Source organism: Erwinia sp. JUb26 (genome assembly GCF_003751505.1).
Lineage (GTDB): Bacteria > Pseudomonadota > Gammaproteobacteria > Enterobacterales > Enterobacteriaceae > Erwinia.
Window position 1 is genome coordinate 519,695 of the sequence record NZ_RJVB01000003.1, and the last position, 14,682, is coordinate 534,376.

Consider the following 14,682-nt stretch of genomic DNA (forward strand, 5'->3'; position numbering starts at 1 on the left):
TGCATGACTCCTCATTTTTCAGTGGGTTGCGGCCTTTTCCACCCGCTCAACATGCGGTGAAACCGTGGCACCATCAGCGGCCTGGACCTTACCAAAACCGCGATTTTCCAGGCCGACCACGGCGTTACCGGAACGCAGGACCAGACGGGGCGTGACCTCCTGAATGACCAGTACGGTGAAGTCGCCTTTTCTGCGGATACTGCTGTTAGCCACATGCTCCTGGCCGTTAAGCTCTTTTGTCACGGAGGGAATAGATTTGGCCGGGGAGAAGCCCACGAACGTAAACCGGCCATCGTCATACGCAAAATCCGGAACGATACGGGTGCTGTCGCGCCCCGGATATTTGAGGTAGTCCCAGTTGCGTGGCGTCTGCGCGGCATTCAGGGCCTGCTGAATGTCAGTCTGCTGCTGTTTTTGCTCGCGCTCCAGCGCTCTGGCCGCTGTCTCACGGCTGGCCTTCTCCCTGTCTTCGCCCGGATAACGGTAACTCACCTGGAAAGCAGGCTGCTGCGGTGACTTATCATCGATGACGTTCAGCTCGACGTTGTACAGCCGACGGGTAGTGACGATCAGCAGGTTGGTATGCCAGTCCTGGCTGTTAGGGGGGATCACCACCTGCGTGGTGTTACCGTCCGCGCCGGGCGCGCCCTGAACGAGCGCCACCGGGCGGACGTTGACCCGGTTGGCGTCCGGTGTGGCTTCCCACGCTTCTTCAAAACCGGGTCTGGCACTGATAACCGCTTCGTCGCTGTCAAAGACCAGCGTGGTCATGAAACCGGGCCGGGTGCTGACGACAGTAACGTTCAGTGGGTTATAGACAACCTGCTGAACGCGGGCATCATAGCGGCTGGCCTGCGGGATGGCCGCGCACCATGCCGTGCCACACATCATCAGCGCCAGCGGGATAAGAGTGATGCTTTTCATTATTCACCTCCCCGAATTTCACGGTCTGCCTGCCAGCTGGTCACGATAAAACCGAACGGATTAACCTCCCGTTCCGTATCGCTCATTTCTCGGCCGGGGTCGGAGTGAAATGTCAGGCGGGCATCCCAGTATTCGATGCGTGTGCTATTGTCCGCGAGGCGGCGGATGGTCTTTTTGTAACGAAGGGTGGCAACTTTATCGGGATCCGTGCCTGAGGTGATCTGGTTTGACAGAATGTCGATTCGCACGGTATTTGTCCCATTCTGGTACACCTTGTCCGGGGCATCTTTTCCGGCATACAGCGCCAGGTAGTCATCGTTGACTGGGGGACTGTTAAAAACCTGTACTGTTGCATAATCGTCCTGCAGGGAAGGGTACATGTATCGTTCACGCAGTCTGACGTAGCTGGTGGTCATCGCCTTCTGATAAGCGTCCTCGGCCGTCAGGCTGGTCTTTGATACGCGGGTGACGTGCTCCACCCGCCCGGTATGATTATCAACTGTGTACAGTTCAATGACCGTTTGTTTCAGCGGCAACATCAGCACTACGGCGATAAGCGCCAGTGCGGCGAGGATCAGCCCCGCGCCGCCCACCATAAACCCGGCTTTTGTGGCACGTTTGTCCCGCTCAATCATCTGCTGTTCAAAGGTGCGGGAATCCGCAATGAGGGTCTGTTCACTCATGACTGTTTAACTCCGCCATAATCTGAGGGGTGTTCACCGGGATGCCCTGACCACCAAAGGCAGGAGGACGGGGAGACTGCGCGCAACCGGAAAGCGCGCACAGCAAAGCCAGCGCAATCAAGCGTTTCATTGGGTGCTTCCTTAGTGAGATGAAAACAGGGTTATGTTTTCGTCGGAGGAATTAACGGGAGTATTTCAGCAGGGATAACAGGTTTAACGATGGAATTTTTGAACGGCCGTTTCTCTTGATCGCGCCAGTCTCCGGGCTTCGTTGCGGGCAATCATCTGTTCAATCGCATTCTTACGTGCCTGAGCGGCACTGTATCCCGGACCACTGCCGGGTTTACCCGCACTGGCATTTCTCCAGCCCTGAATATTGTCCTGAAGGGTGCGGGTTGTCTGCTGCCCGGCTCCTGCTGCCAGTTTCCCGGCACCAAAAGCTGCCGCGCCGATACCCACCGCTGCCAGCCCTTGCATAGATATGGTTGCACTGGCTCCGGCCAGCGCTCCGGCCAGTTTTGCGGAGAGGTAGACCAGTATTGCAGCACAGACACCGGCCAGACAGACCTGTGCGCCTAACTCCACAATGTTGGATTGTGCTGACAGTTGGGTTGCAATATCTAACCGCGAGTTTAGATAATTAACGACAATGCGCAGTGACAACGCAGAAAACAGAACCGTTAATATGGCGGCGAAAACATTTTGCAGCCAGTTGTTAAACATGGGGCGTAAAAAGCCATACAGCAGACAAAAGATAAAGACGGGGGCGGTAATACTTAGCAGTAAAACCATGACTTCCGCGATCATTGAAATAAAGGCGGTGATAATCATTAATACGAATATCCCGAGCCAGACATAAAATTGAGCCGTCATGCCCTCATCTTTTATGTACGTTGAGTTATCCATGTCGTGTAACGTTTTACCCAATACTTTCGCTTTACCCCATAAGCTATCCAGTAACTGCCAGATATTATCGCTGCCGGAAAATCCCTCCTTTAAGCCATTGATGGCGTCAATAACCCCATCGAGATAACCGCTGACATTTGCCACAAAGGACAGGATGATTGCCATCCTCATGATGTCCCACATGACATCTTCCATTGGCGTGGACAGCTTACCTGCCAGGGTCTGGTAACCGCGCCACATGATATAGAGTGTGGCCGACGTTGCCGCCAGCCCTACCATCATGGAAGAATATGACATCATCAGTCCCTTTGTGGCGTCAGTAACTCCTCCTATCAGGTGTTTTTCAACACCGATAAATACACCACCGGGCATATTAACCTCACTATGAGTTCAGGTCGGGAGTGGGGGCATTTAACTGCTGAATTTGATAATGGGCTTCATTGGCGTTTTTACAGTTATCTGAGGCATCGCCGGTTTTTTGGCATTTTTCATACACTGCTTTTAGCTCATCGGGATGATCTATGTACCATTGAGTGGTTTTGGCTTCTTCTTTGCAGCCACTGATGATGAGTAATAAGGACAGGAAAGAAAAGGTTAATAAACGCATGTGAGACTCCTCTAGCGGTTTAAATCAGGGGTTGGCGCAGTTAACTGTTGCTGATTCCACTGTTTAATACGCTCACCCTCCAGTACTTTTTCGCGTTTTTCTGCTGTCTTCACGCTCATTTCCCACTGGTCAGTGAGCGTGTTCAGCATCACTGATTTTAGCTGAATGCTGTTGGCAAGGTCCTGAGACTCCTTTGAGTCTTTGGATAGTGCGATGCGGTTAGAGAGGCCGTTAATCTCGCCCAGTGTCTGGCTGACCTGCTCCTGGATCTCGCCAGTCTGCTCAAACTGTATCGCTTTATTGATGACCAGCTGTTTGCAGGTATTGGCATAACTTCCTGACAGATCCACGTTGCAGGTATCGAAGACCCGGTACTTCGCATATAGCGTATCGAACTGTCCGGAGGTGCCGCCGGAAAGTAGCAGGTCATTGAGTGTCTGGCCCGGTTTGCGCAGTTTTTCCAGATCTGATTTCAGACTATTCGTCTGATCCACAAAATCAGCGATATCACGGACACCAGTGGCCGTCGCCAGCTGATCTTTATACGCCTGGATCTGGCTCTGATAATGTTGCGCGGTCTGCATCCAGCGCTGTGCTTCTTTCAACCATTCGAGCTCACGCAGCGGGTCAGCATCAACAAGGACGGGAATACCAGCGTGCGACAGCGGGCTGGCAATGACGCCCGCGAAAATCAGGGCATGAAAACGCCTTTTCATCATGGACCTCCTTTGGGTTATCAGAGTGCCTGAGCCAGGTAGGAATTCAGCCATTCATGCGGCTGCATCCCTTGCCGGTACAGGGAATCAAAGATTTCGAGGTTGTCGGCGCTACCGCTCATCACTCTGGTGTATCTGCCGATACCTGAGAGGTCGAGCGTCACGCGTGCAGCAAAACGTTTTGTGTCGCCACGCCTGAACTGATTTTTCACGACCACATACTGGCGGGCCTGCGGATCCAGATTTTTCACCACATCGAACACTTCCGGTTCAAACTTCATCCCGTCCACATAGTGTGCCCGGTCTGCATTGGGGTTAGCTGCCAGGATCTGTGTTCCGCACTGCTCAATGATGGCGGGCGCAATCTCATCCCTGATGATCTCCGCCGGGGACTGGGTCCCCACAACCAGCATACCGTTGAGCTTACGGATGGTTTTTAACCGGTTATAGGCGAAATCCTTAAAGATAGGATCCTTCAGCCATTTCCAGAATTCATCCATGAAGATAACCAGTCGTCGTCCGTCGAGCAGAGTGGTGATGCGGTACAACAGGTAAAAGGAGATCGGCGCACAGACGTTGGCATCATCCAGAAACTCCGTGCCGTCAATGCCGAAGTTATCGCAGTGGCTGATATCGAAGGTGTCTGAGGCGTTATCAAACACCCAGCCAAACTCGCCGCCCTGTGCCCACTGCGACAGGCGAATACTCAGACCGTTCTCCTGCGCCTCCCGGGTGGCAGGCTCTGGCAGATTCTCCAGTAAACGGGTGATCCCATAGATGCGATACTGTGGTTCATTACTCATCACCGCCAGCACGGCGTCATTCAGACGGCGTTCATCACGGGGCGTGATGGTCGCGCCGTTACGTGTACACAGCAGTTTCATCAGTTGGCTGATGAAACTGCTATTGCGTTTCGTCGGTGGCAGAGAAAACGGATTCCACCCCGTGGGGTCGCCATGTGTGATGCGGTAGTAACGGCCTCCCAGTGCCCGAATATTCATCTCCGCGCCCCGATCCTTGTCCAGATAAACGGTGGTCAGTCGTTTGGTTTTCGCATCGGGGGAAAAGCTGTCCTTACGCCCGTATTTCTGCTGCATGTTTTCAAGGAACGTCATCAGCATGGTTTTACCTGAACCGTTGGTGCCGAGAATGCAGGTACTGGCCGGGTTCTTCTCATTGAATTCGTCCTTGTCCGCCAGCGTGTTATGCAGGTTCAGATAGTAACCATCCCCTGAGGGAGTGCGCAGTAAGGCCATCGCATCCCCCCAGGGCGCGTTATCGCGCTTGCCGGGGTAGAAATTGTGCAGTGCGGCCAGCTCAACAAAATTCTGGCTGCTCAGTTCGCCCTTGCGAGGCCGCAGATGATAATTGCCAGGAAGTTGCGCCATAAACGCGGCTGAAAGCGAAAGTGCGGCGGGAACCGGTGTAATGCCAAGGTTGTTCAGGGCATTGCTGATTTCACTGGTATCGGCCACCAGATTGTCCAGCGAGCGGGAAAACACCATGATGGAGAAATGGTGTTTTCCATAGGCGATTTTCCCCGAGGTCAGCAGGTCGAGCGCCACATCCAAATCCAGTCGCTGTGACACCGCATCATCATCTGCACTCATTAACAGACGTCGGGTACGTTTGATGGCCTTGCGGGCTTCTTCACGTGACATGCAGGTGTACGACTGGGTGATTATATAATCGCAGGGGGCATACAGCAGCGAGTCCATCATCCCTGTCGCGGTCTCCTCCGGGAACTCCTTCACTTCCAGCCCCCGGAAATACCGTGTACCGCTGGCGTGATTTATCTGCCCGGACTCCCCGGAAAAGAACAGCGCCGCCGACCCCATCATCGAATACGCCGGAGCGCGGGTGACGCGCACCTTGCGCCACTGGTGCGTCAACAGGTACTCATAAAAGGATAACTGGGAGGAGAATACCGCGTGACTTTCGGTGAACGTGCCAAGAGAACGTGCGGCGTAGCGTGACAGTGCGGTATCGAGCGAACCTTTGATTTCCAGCATTTCCCGCAGCGCAGCGTCCAGCTCTTTCAGCTTCTTGCCGTCATTCATGCGTCTGCGTCCGGCCTTTTCCAGGCTAACAAACGGACGGTAGCAGACGGTCAGGAACAGGCGGTTACGGCGAAATGGGTCTGCCGCCAGCGAGGCATAATACAGACGGCTGATTTCATCGGCGTAAGGGTTGCCGGATGCCTTATGCAGCGAATCGGTAAACGGCTCCCGCACGTTATGGATATAAAAGGTGACCGGCATCCCCTCGAATGAGCGGATGAGTCCGTGCAACTGGTTGCGGTCAATACTGAGGGTTTCTTCTGATTCGCAATCGAACGGGGTCCCTGTCAGTTCCCAGGTGCAGTAGAGATCACTGTGTGGTGAGCGAACAACATGCTGATGAATATGCGATGAATACGGAATGTACTTCCTGAGCGTGGCACACTGATTCAGTTTCATGGCGTTGAGAAACTCCGTGATATCAACAGCATCATGCTCAACGGGCATAAACGCTGTTGCACCAAACAGACGGTTTGCTGCCGGTTTTCCTCTTGCCCTGAGCCAGACGGCAATCAGGCTGAACCGCATGGGCTCATTCCGGGTGACGGATTTCATCACCAGAAATTCAACCGGGAGCAAGGCAAGGAAAGCGGCGGAAGTCCAGACAGCGACGATGATGGTGATACCTGTGACACCCAGCAGGGGGACCATCGGCACCCCCCATAGTGCCGCCGGGCGTTTCATTGCCTTAAGTAGCTTTGCCATAGATGACCTCTCAGCTCATCAGCAGTGCGCCGATCTCACTGCCTCCACCAATCAGAATCCCGCCGATGATGATGTAGGCGCACTGGGACAGGCTTTCGCCTTTCCAGAGGGTCTTGTAACCCACCCAGATCACGGCCACGGTGATGGTGATGGCCGCCAGACCATGAAGACCGGTGGAGACCTTTTCCATCACGGTATTTGCGCGAGTGAAACCATCTGCAAACGCCGTTGTTGTAGAAAAAACTGTCAGCATGCAGGCAGATAGGGGGCTGACAGCAAACTTTAGCTTACGGAAACGTGTCATTATTCTTCCTTATCTCGGGTTGGCAGGGAAAGGTTCCGGCGCACTGATGGCGCTGAAGTCTGTACGATGGCGGTTTTCTCCTGACGGAGTTTTGCGGGGACACCACGGACGACGGCTTCTGGCCAGATAACGCGGGGACGGGAAGTGTTACCGGCAGGAAAGGCTTCCTGGGGAACGGTTGCCGTTAATTTGTCCTCGCGGGTGCCCGGGACGACATAGCGGGGAGAGGCCGCAGCATAACCAATCCGTTGCACATAGCTGGTTCCTGAAAAAGCCGCTTCCGGCTGTTGTCCGGTACGGAAATTGCCGGAGTAATAGCAGCTCAACGCTCTTTTAAGAGAACCGCCACGTTGGTAACAGTCGCTGAGAATGCGTTCAAAGACGGACAAATTGGTACAGGGATCAAGCAGGTCGCGGGCAGTCACCTGGTAATGACGGAAGTTGGTGCTGGTAATTTGCATCAGCCCCACAGAGTAACGGCGTCCTTGTGCCATAAGACGGCGGATAATCTGCTCGGCTTTTTCCTGGCTGGCGGGATGATGTGAGATAATATTTTGATTACCGAGGGTGCCTGTGGCCTTCGGGATAATTTCGGCGATGGCATAAGGGTTGAAACCGGATTCCACTCGCGCCACGTCGAGCGCAGTAGAGGGATGAATGCTGGCGGCGCACTGCATGGCCGCCGCCAGAAAGGCAGAGGTTGAAAGCATAATGGCCTCGGAATTGAAGACAGCGTGCATAGTCAAAAGACCTTGCACGCAGAGGGGAACAGGAAGGGTTAAAGTGCTGTTTCGATATTGCCGGTACCTTGTGAAGTATTGGTGTCCTCTCTTGGCTCAAGCAGAACCAGTTTGCCGGAAACCGCGATACCGGGCGTCAGGACAATATTCAGGCCTGGCTTGCCGTTGTGAGCGAATGCCACGCCAACCCTGGTCCAGTAGGTGTTTTTTTCGCCCTGCGTATCGGGTGTGCTTTCCTGGGTAATAAATACGTGATATGTGGGTTTTCTCATGATTATCCTCTAACCAGATCAACAACGAATAAAATCAACGGGTCACATCCCGATTCTGCATTCCGGTTTCAACGGGTCAGCGAGAACATTCAGCGGCACCCTGAATTGTGGTTGCGTGACAGCCCGATTCATATTTTTAAAGAGCAATACTCGCCACGAACGAATAAACGTCCATAAAGCTCGCCAGTGGAACGTGGCGTGATTAGCGTGCGGTGTCAGCGTCAGAATGAAAATAATAAAATCAAAAAGGAAATGAGAGATAAATACACTTCTGTTATTCACTAATGAGTGGGTTTAATTAAATTAATAATCCTGCATCGCATGGGTAAAAATCGCATAGTGATTTATTAAGATAATAAAAACCGTGCAGAGAAGATAACTTCTCTGCACGAGTGCTATCTTGGTATCAACGTTGGTGATGCTCAAGTATGGTTTGGCATTCCGTACAAGTTGCCACACCTGGCAAAGTTTGCCGACGCTTTTCTGGAATGGGTTCACCGCACAATCGACAATAATGTAATGAGGGCGTGGTGGCTGGCTTGAAACGATTCTGTTCAATCATCTCTTCCAGACGTTGCTCATTAAATTCCTGATCGCGATCGATCTCATCTGGCATGTGATGTCCTCCTGTCCAGAGCTTCCTTCTCACAAAGTGTGATGCGGTTCCAGACGACGGTAAGGGAAGACCCTCTTTCTCGAGAAGACAATGATTCAGTGACCTGCATCATTGCCTCCAGAGCGTCAGGTGTATCAAGTCTCTCTGTTCGGTTCTTTTGCCATAACAGCCAGATTTCGGCATCAACGGCTTCATCTGGTATAGGCGTTCGGCCATAAGGTATGGTGACACCCAGCAACCGTCGGCGAGAGCAGACCTCATTCGAGGTGAGACCAAAAAAGTGATTCAGGAGTGCAATAGACCCTCCCAACCTGATGGCCCGATTAATCTGTTGCTGGCATTGAGCCTCTTGGCGGGACAATGTCAGGATTTGTTGTAGAACATTGTGACGGACAGTGATCGACATAAATTGTGCCGATGCCCGGCTGACGATGAAGAGTTCGTCGAGGGAGAGCTGATTGAGGGCATTCAATTCGTCGAATGTGAATCCTAACATTTCACAATAACGAAAATTACCGTCCTTGAGCGCGGCAAGGGCGTTTGTCAATACCACATAATTCAGTGAGAGAAACATAATGTTATATCTCCCTTCCGTGTGTTAAGCGGTTAGCTAATTTGAGGTTAATCCAATCGTCAATTTCAGATTCGAGCCAGGCTACGCTGGCAGGCCCAATCTTTATTGAAGAGGGGAAGGTGCCGTCTTTCATATACAGGTAGATTTGTGAGCGTTTCAGACCGGTTTTTAATTCCACTTGTTTCAGCCGTAATAACTGATGAGATGTCATAGATACCTCCAGCACAGAAATGGGATATGCCCGGAGATGACAAATAAGCACAGTGAGGGAGAGAATGACAGTTGATGAGCCCGTATTACGGATACCACAATCCTTAATACGGGTTTTTAGGTAGAAGAACTAAGTTTAATATTACTTTGATGCTAAAAATGATGCGGGTGAACCGCGTTCAAGCGCAGTTTTCAATGTGTCACCGCTGAGACGATCAGTCATGCCTTCTACTGAGGCCCACTGCTCGAAGATGGAAAGCAGTTTATAGGGTTGCTTGATTAATGAACTTATTGACTCATTGTTTTTGCAAGAGAGCCAGAATAGTCTTGATAATGGTGTAGTTATACGTGTCGAGGACAATCGGATAGTTTCGTTTTTGAGTCGTAAATTGATTAATTTTTCGAGTTCAGTTTGACGAATGACAAAGCATGCATCCTGAGGCAAATAATGGAGCGGAAAAAATTCTTTATTATAGAGTTTGCTTATAAGATTGGATGAAACTATTTCACTGATTTCCTTTGCAGTACCTTTAGGTAGTCTCCTCAATTGCTGTTCAAATCTTTCCTTCCAGGTCGTTCTCTCAAATACTTGATAAATAATTCCGGAAACAACAACAAAAATACCATAATTTGTATATTCAGGTCTTTTTATTGGTGTTGGGATGTTTAGGGATTTAGCAAGTAGCCGTTGTATTAATTTATATTCATGACCTATTAGAGCTGCTTCAAGTACACTATGGGTAGCAGAAATATACTCACCTTCGGTGCTTGATATTAAATTCCTACCACTGAGGAAGCAAGTGCTATCAAGGATACATATCCTGTTGAACAATGAGCTTTCAGTAGGTTTTACTTTTATTTTAGAATTGCATTCTTTTATTTTTCGAATCGTTATAGATGATTGAAAATATATTGATAGTGATATTTTACCGCATAGTGCACTCCTGCAAATATCACTGTATGTAATCTTTTTGTTTATCAATTGATTAGCCGTATTTACTGCCTCATCTATGGTAATCCAGTTCGGCATGATATTCTTAATGTTAGATAAGGTGTTATTTTTCTTCATGGCTTAAGTCCTCTTCTTAATTAAGTGCAAAACTTTTTATATCTGCACTTAACAAAGTTGTGGTTTTAATTTTTTTGAAATAAAAACCATAAAAGGATTTTTAATGATACTCTACTGAATGTGTCGATTATGCAAAATAACGAGGGTGTTTATTAGAGTGGAAATAAGGAATGTAAATTTGAGTTTTATATTGTAATCATGAGATTTGCGTCTTAATCGTATCATGGTTAAAATAGTTCTTTAGCCTTTTAAAGGTAATATTCGGCATTCTCTTTAAAGAATGATTAATGCACGGACATTTCTGTTCTATGTAACAAATAACTACTTGTAAAATTAACTTCCAGCTGACAGCGGATAAACGTACAAATAAATATAGTTTTAATGGGATTCTCTGGATGCCGTAAATAAATCCCAATTCATCTCAATCGTAACATTTCAGCACTATGTAAAAGCATTTTTAAGCAGAGGCATCCACCCAGCGGCATTATGCTGAATCAGTTAACTGTAACCCCATAGTGACGCGGAGAGAGGGGTTAACCTAATTCGTATCGTTATGGATTGACACAATCGAAACGAAACAGTATCGTTTCGTTATTATGGATTGTTTTTGTACTGTACGCAAACATCAGTATGTTTACCGTTTGAAGCGGTTTTAATGGTTATAGCGGTGCGATGGTCGCAGTAAAACTTACAAGTGTATGTATTGAAAGGTTTTTACCCAATCGAGTATTACTCAGGTCATCAATGGATAAGACTGCAACCAAGATGTTTAGCCCCAAATCCTTAGTGAGGAGTGACTTCGATTGTGAAGAAAGTGTTGTTGGCAAGATCACCGAGCATCAGCTCAATATGAGCTGCTTATGACGTTTTAAGTAGTAAAATCAGTAGATTAGAAGAATCAGAAGTGTATGAAGGCAACATAGTAAAGTACCACCTTGGTTAAGGTCACATATATTGGCTGGCCATTATGTCACTGAAGATGAATGTGTTTCTCCAGACTTATGAGCTTCGATCCCTGATTGATGGCTCTTGGATGTGTATCCCCCACGTTAAAAAGGACTATGCAATGAAGCATCGCTCTCACTCTAGTAAGTTGGTTGGCTGTTCTGTGTCTAATGTTTTGGCTTCTCTTATGATGTCAATTTTCTGGATACCAGCTGCAATAGCGGAAACATCAACTAGTAGCAGTAATGAAACCTCGAAATGGGGGGTGGGTGCCGGTGTTGCAGCCATTCAAAAACCATATCGCGATATTGATGTTGATGTACTCCCTTTACCTTTGTTTTCGTATGAAAACAGATGGATTAGTGCTTCTATTCCTAAAGTAGATCTTAAATTTCTCTCTAACGAGTCATTTACACTGAGCCTACGAGCCAAATATGCCGGGGATGGTTATGATGCGGATGATTCTCCATTTCTTACCGGTATGGATGACCGCAAGGGCGGTGTATGGGCCGGGGGAGCAATGATGTGGAAAACTGGGATTGTCGATCTTTCGGCGGAAATTCTCGGTGAAGTGTCCGGGTATAGTAAAGGCTCTCGAGCAAAATTACAGGCAGAAAAACGGTTTGCATCCGGGACTTTCGGTTTAACGCCAAGGTTCGCCGTCGAATGGGTTGATAGCAAATTTGTTGATTATTACTATGGCGTGAAAAGATCAGAGGTGCGGGTAGATCGCAGTTTTTATGAGGGGAATTCTACCACCAATATGGAGGTGGGAATTCGTATGGATTATACCATGGCTCGCCAGCATACGCTGTTCCTTGATGCAAGTGCCACCCGGTTTGGGAGTGGTATTAAAGATAGTCCATTAGTTGACAACTCAAGTCAGACATCGGTAAGTATTGGTTATATTTACCGTTTCTAATGCGCTAAATGATCTATCGCTCATGGAAATTCATATCATGAGCGATAAAATATCAGTTATGGAATAACCTTGATAGTATTTTCAGACCATACAAAAAGTTACTAACATGCAGTTACCTCTCTTAAAAACGATGTGCCAACCGCTATTTTTACTGGAGAGTATACTCATAATGTTCCAAGCTATGAGTGAATGCATTCAGTTATTCCCGGTTAGGAACTGCGTGTCTATAAGAAGAAGAACATTGGGACCGTTTGTTAGCATTTAAAATGCAACGAGTTTTACTCATTATTTAATGGTTTTTTAAATAAAATCCACTGAAAATAAAAAATATTGAGTAAGGGGATTCTATTACTAGGTTTGCTATAGGCCTGTGAAGGGGAGCTATGGAAACCTCAATCAGATGATTTATAAACATAAGCACGTATGAAAACCTCAACTGCGCGTGAAACAATATCTGTAATTTGCTGTTCACTGAGTTGCGTTATTACATTATATAAGCCTGCTTCATTTATCTCAGATTCAAGCAAGCCGAAATAATGACAAGCAACAACATTAGGATCCGCTTCGTATAAATAGCCTCGTTCAATGAGTGGTTTAAAGTATAGTCCTAGATGCTGTATGGCTTTGTTTGGACCTTGTTCATAAAACAATTGACCTAAGTCTGGATTTGCGGACGCCGTAATCATCATACGTCTGGCTGCAAGAGCGCGTGGTGTATGAAAACTAGAAAGAATGTAGTGTCCAAATTTTGTCAGAGCATCTTTACAATTTTCTTCATGGTTTGGGAAAAGAAGTGAGTCTACAGCACTTTCTGATGAACTAATCGGCTGTGGACCATCTCCAGTACAGTACAAGAAATTGATGATTTCATTGTCATTTCCTTGTGATGCTTTGATTATCAGTGCGGAAAACAACGACTCCTTTGAGTCAAAATATCGATACAAAGTAGATTTTGCACTGCCTGATCTTGATGCTATTTGATCCATGGTGGATTGCTCAAATCCGACCTCAAGGAATACGTCTCTTGCTGCGGACAAAAAGGCATTTCGTACACTCTCTGATTTGCTTCTGGACATCAGTGCTCCACTAAATCCTAATCTACGATAAAATGATCTAAGATACCGAAACGATGAAGTATCGTTTCGGTATTGTCAAGTGGTGCGATTGTGGACAGGATAATTTACTTCAAATGGCGAGGCGACCTGCATATTTTTTGAGTTAATTGATAACCTTTACCTGATTCAGGATGCTGGCGTTATTTTTAAATTCCGAAAAAAAGCCATCGTACCGGATTCAAGCCATACGCCAACACCACCACGCTGATTTGCACCCAGTTTCAAGTCTGTAACTATAAGTGATGGAGCTGATTTTCCGTCGAGATAAAGCTCAGCTTTTTCTCCTTTGACAACAATTTTCATGTGTATCCAGCGTTCCATATCCAGTTCAGCATAGCTTTCGTACTTTTCTGGGGATTCTTGTCTCAGTTTGTCAAACCTGTAATCAGGATAAGCTACATACTGAACACTGTGATTACGCCGAACCTGATCTTCAGCAACGCTATTTGTAGGACGGAGGTAGATACTTTCAAAGTGTCCCTTGCTGTCTATACGAAAAGTCAGGCCAATAAAACCTCTGGCATAGGTTGGCGCTTCATCTACAAGCTTACTGGCAATATCAACCTCAATTACACCGTCACCAAAATCAAACGGTAACCAAGCCATATAATTTCGGTCGGCCAGTTTTTCCTTCTTCGGATCCTGAATGGCATCAGTTGGCATGGTCATTTTGAATGCTGGTTCACCTTTGAAGGTACTGTGCTCCAGAGATACGCCGGATAGCGTGAAATCCTTGATAGTAATATTAGCCGAAGCACTTACCGAAAACATTTCAGCAGCACAAAGAAAAACAGTGGTAAAAGGAAGTTTCGGTATCAAACTCATAAGTTCTCCGAGTTGTTTGAATTAACTTTATGGTGCTTGATCCTCTCTCTGGTTAATATTACCGATCGGTATTATCAGTTTGCCTGGAGATGGATGAGACGGTAGCGTTCTTCACATGGATGGATTTATGGTTTTGCTGGTTTTTCATCATATAAAAGTTTTATCCTGAACCCTAAAAAATTCTATACATGAAACGAATTATCTAACCAATAATAAGTGGGGATGTTCGGAAAGATAAAGTTTCATTTTGGATGGACACTCCAAACGTTTCGTAGGGATTCCCAGTACTTAATGGCATAATGCTATAATGCTTATAGAGTAAGCAGATACGGATGTGATGTATGTAACAAATACCCTTTATGGCATGTCCACATGATGTAGATGAAGACATTACTAACATCGTTTTATGCCAAACCGTAGGGATGGGAGCATACGGAAGAAACTAGCGGCCTCAATTTAAGAGTCGTTTGATCCAAGGCATAATTGTTC

General features: G+C 47.6%; 17 protein-coding genes. 1 reads left to right on the forward strand and 16 read right to left on the reverse strand.

The genetic code is table 11. From position 1 onward, the window contains the following. Window positions 1-18: 18 nt before the first annotated feature. From virB9 to EC836_RS11195, 14 genes are all read right to left on the reverse strand, one after another. The gene (gene virB9, locus EC836_RS11135; protein WP_123332994.1) at window positions 19-924 is read right to left on the reverse strand and encodes a P-type conjugative transfer protein VirB9; all 906 of its coding nucleotides are present in this window, start codon (window positions 922-924) and stop codon (window positions 19-21) included. Then, on the reverse strand, window positions 924-1,607 hold the full coding sequence (locus EC836_RS11140; RefSeq protein WP_123332996.1) for a virB8 family protein: 684 nt from the start codon (window positions 1,605-1,607) through the stop codon (window positions 924-926). The genes virB9 and EC836_RS11140 overlap by 1 nt, the downstream gene beginning before the upstream one ends. Further along, window positions 1,600-1,737: a hypothetical protein gene (locus EC836_RS24835; protein ID WP_017346468.1), complete on the reverse strand. Its 138-nt coding sequence runs from the start codon at window positions 1,735-1,737 to the stop codon at window positions 1,600-1,602. The genes EC836_RS11140 and EC836_RS24835 overlap by 8 nt, the downstream gene beginning before the upstream one ends. Window positions 1,738-1,820: 83 nt before the next feature. Further along, window positions 1,821-2,885, reverse strand: coding sequence for a type IV secretion system protein (locus EC836_RS11145; RefSeq protein ID WP_123332998.1), 1,065 nt, complete (start codon window positions 2,883-2,885; stop codon window positions 1,821-1,823). A 10-nt stretch (window positions 2,886-2,895) separates the two neighbouring features. Further along, window positions 2,896-3,120 carry an EexN family lipoprotein gene (locus tag EC836_RS11150; protein WP_123333000.1) on the reverse strand — a complete coding sequence of 75 codons (225 nt, stop codon included), beginning with the start codon at window positions 3,118-3,120 and terminating at the stop codon, window positions 2,896-2,898. An 11-nt stretch (window positions 3,121-3,131) separates the two neighbouring features. Next, a complete protein-coding gene (locus tag EC836_RS11155) occupies window positions 3,132-3,836 on the reverse strand; it encodes a type IV secretion system protein (protein WP_123333002.1) in 705 nt (234 codons plus the stop codon). A gap of 20 nt (window positions 3,837-3,856) precedes the next feature. Further along, complete coding sequence (locus EC836_RS11160) at window positions 3,857-6,601, reverse strand: VirB3 family type IV secretion system protein (protein ID WP_123333004.1); 2,745 nt, start codon at window positions 6,599-6,601, stop codon at window positions 3,857-3,859. Between the two features lie 10 nt (window positions 6,602-6,611). Beyond that, window positions 6,612-6,905 (reverse strand): TrbC/VirB2 family protein, encoded by a 294-nt coding sequence (locus tag EC836_RS11165; RefSeq protein ID WP_123333006.1) that lies wholly within the window; start codon window positions 6,903-6,905, stop codon window positions 6,612-6,614. Further along, complete coding sequence (locus EC836_RS11170) at window positions 6,905-7,615, reverse strand: lytic transglycosylase domain-containing protein (RefSeq protein ID WP_123333188.1); 711 nt, start codon at window positions 7,613-7,615, stop codon at window positions 6,905-6,907. The genes EC836_RS11165 and EC836_RS11170 overlap by 1 nt, the downstream gene beginning before the upstream one ends. A gap of 68 nt (window positions 7,616-7,683) precedes the next feature. Then, the gene (locus EC836_RS11175) at window positions 7,684-7,917 is read right to left on the reverse strand and encodes a hypothetical protein (protein WP_123333008.1); all 234 of its coding nucleotides are present in this window, start codon (window positions 7,915-7,917) and stop codon (window positions 7,684-7,686) included. Window positions 7,918-8,323: 406 nt separating this feature from the next. Beyond that, window positions 8,324-8,533 carry a TraR/DksA family transcriptional regulator gene (locus EC836_RS11180; protein WP_039493204.1) on the reverse strand — a complete coding sequence of 70 codons (210 nt, stop codon included), beginning with the start codon at window positions 8,531-8,533 and terminating at the stop codon, window positions 8,324-8,326. Further along, complete coding sequence (locus tag EC836_RS11185; protein ID WP_039493206.1) at window positions 8,523-9,107, reverse strand: DUF2857 domain-containing protein; 585 nt, start codon at window positions 9,105-9,107, stop codon at window positions 8,523-8,525. Before EC836_RS11185 ends, EC836_RS11180 begins: the two co-directional genes overlap by 11 nt. Before the next feature lie 4 nt (window positions 9,108-9,111). Further along, window positions 9,112-9,318, reverse strand: a complete 207-nt coding sequence (locus tag EC836_RS11190) for an AlpA family transcriptional regulator (protein ID WP_123333010.1) — start codon at window positions 9,316-9,318, stop codon at window positions 9,112-9,114. Between the two features lie 141 nt (window positions 9,319-9,459). Beyond that, window positions 9,460-10,386 carry a hypothetical protein gene (locus tag EC836_RS11195; RefSeq protein ID WP_123333012.1) on the reverse strand — a complete coding sequence of 309 codons (927 nt, stop codon included), beginning with the start codon at window positions 10,384-10,386 and terminating at the stop codon, window positions 9,460-9,462. A 1,066-nt stretch (window positions 10,387-11,452) separates the two neighbouring features. Between EC836_RS11195 and EC836_RS11200 the strand changes: the two genes are divergently transcribed. After that, a complete protein-coding gene (locus tag EC836_RS11200; protein WP_123333190.1) occupies window positions 11,453-12,253 on the forward strand; it encodes a MipA/OmpV family protein in 801 nt (266 codons plus the stop codon). Window positions 12,254-12,645: 392 nt separating this feature from the next. Here the strand turns inward: EC836_RS11200 and EC836_RS11205 are convergent, their stop codons facing one another. Both EC836_RS11205 and EC836_RS11210 read right to left on the reverse strand, forming a co-directional pair. Further along, window positions 12,646-13,329, reverse strand: coding sequence for a TetR/AcrR family transcriptional regulator (locus EC836_RS11205; protein ID WP_039493212.1), 684 nt, complete (start codon window positions 13,327-13,329; stop codon window positions 12,646-12,648). A 165-nt stretch (window positions 13,330-13,494) separates the two neighbouring features. Beyond that, complete coding sequence (locus EC836_RS11210) at window positions 13,495-14,193, reverse strand: DUF1080 domain-containing protein (RefSeq protein ID WP_233599239.1); 699 nt, start codon at window positions 14,191-14,193, stop codon at window positions 13,495-13,497. Between the last annotated feature and the right edge of the window lie 489 nt (window positions 14,194-14,682).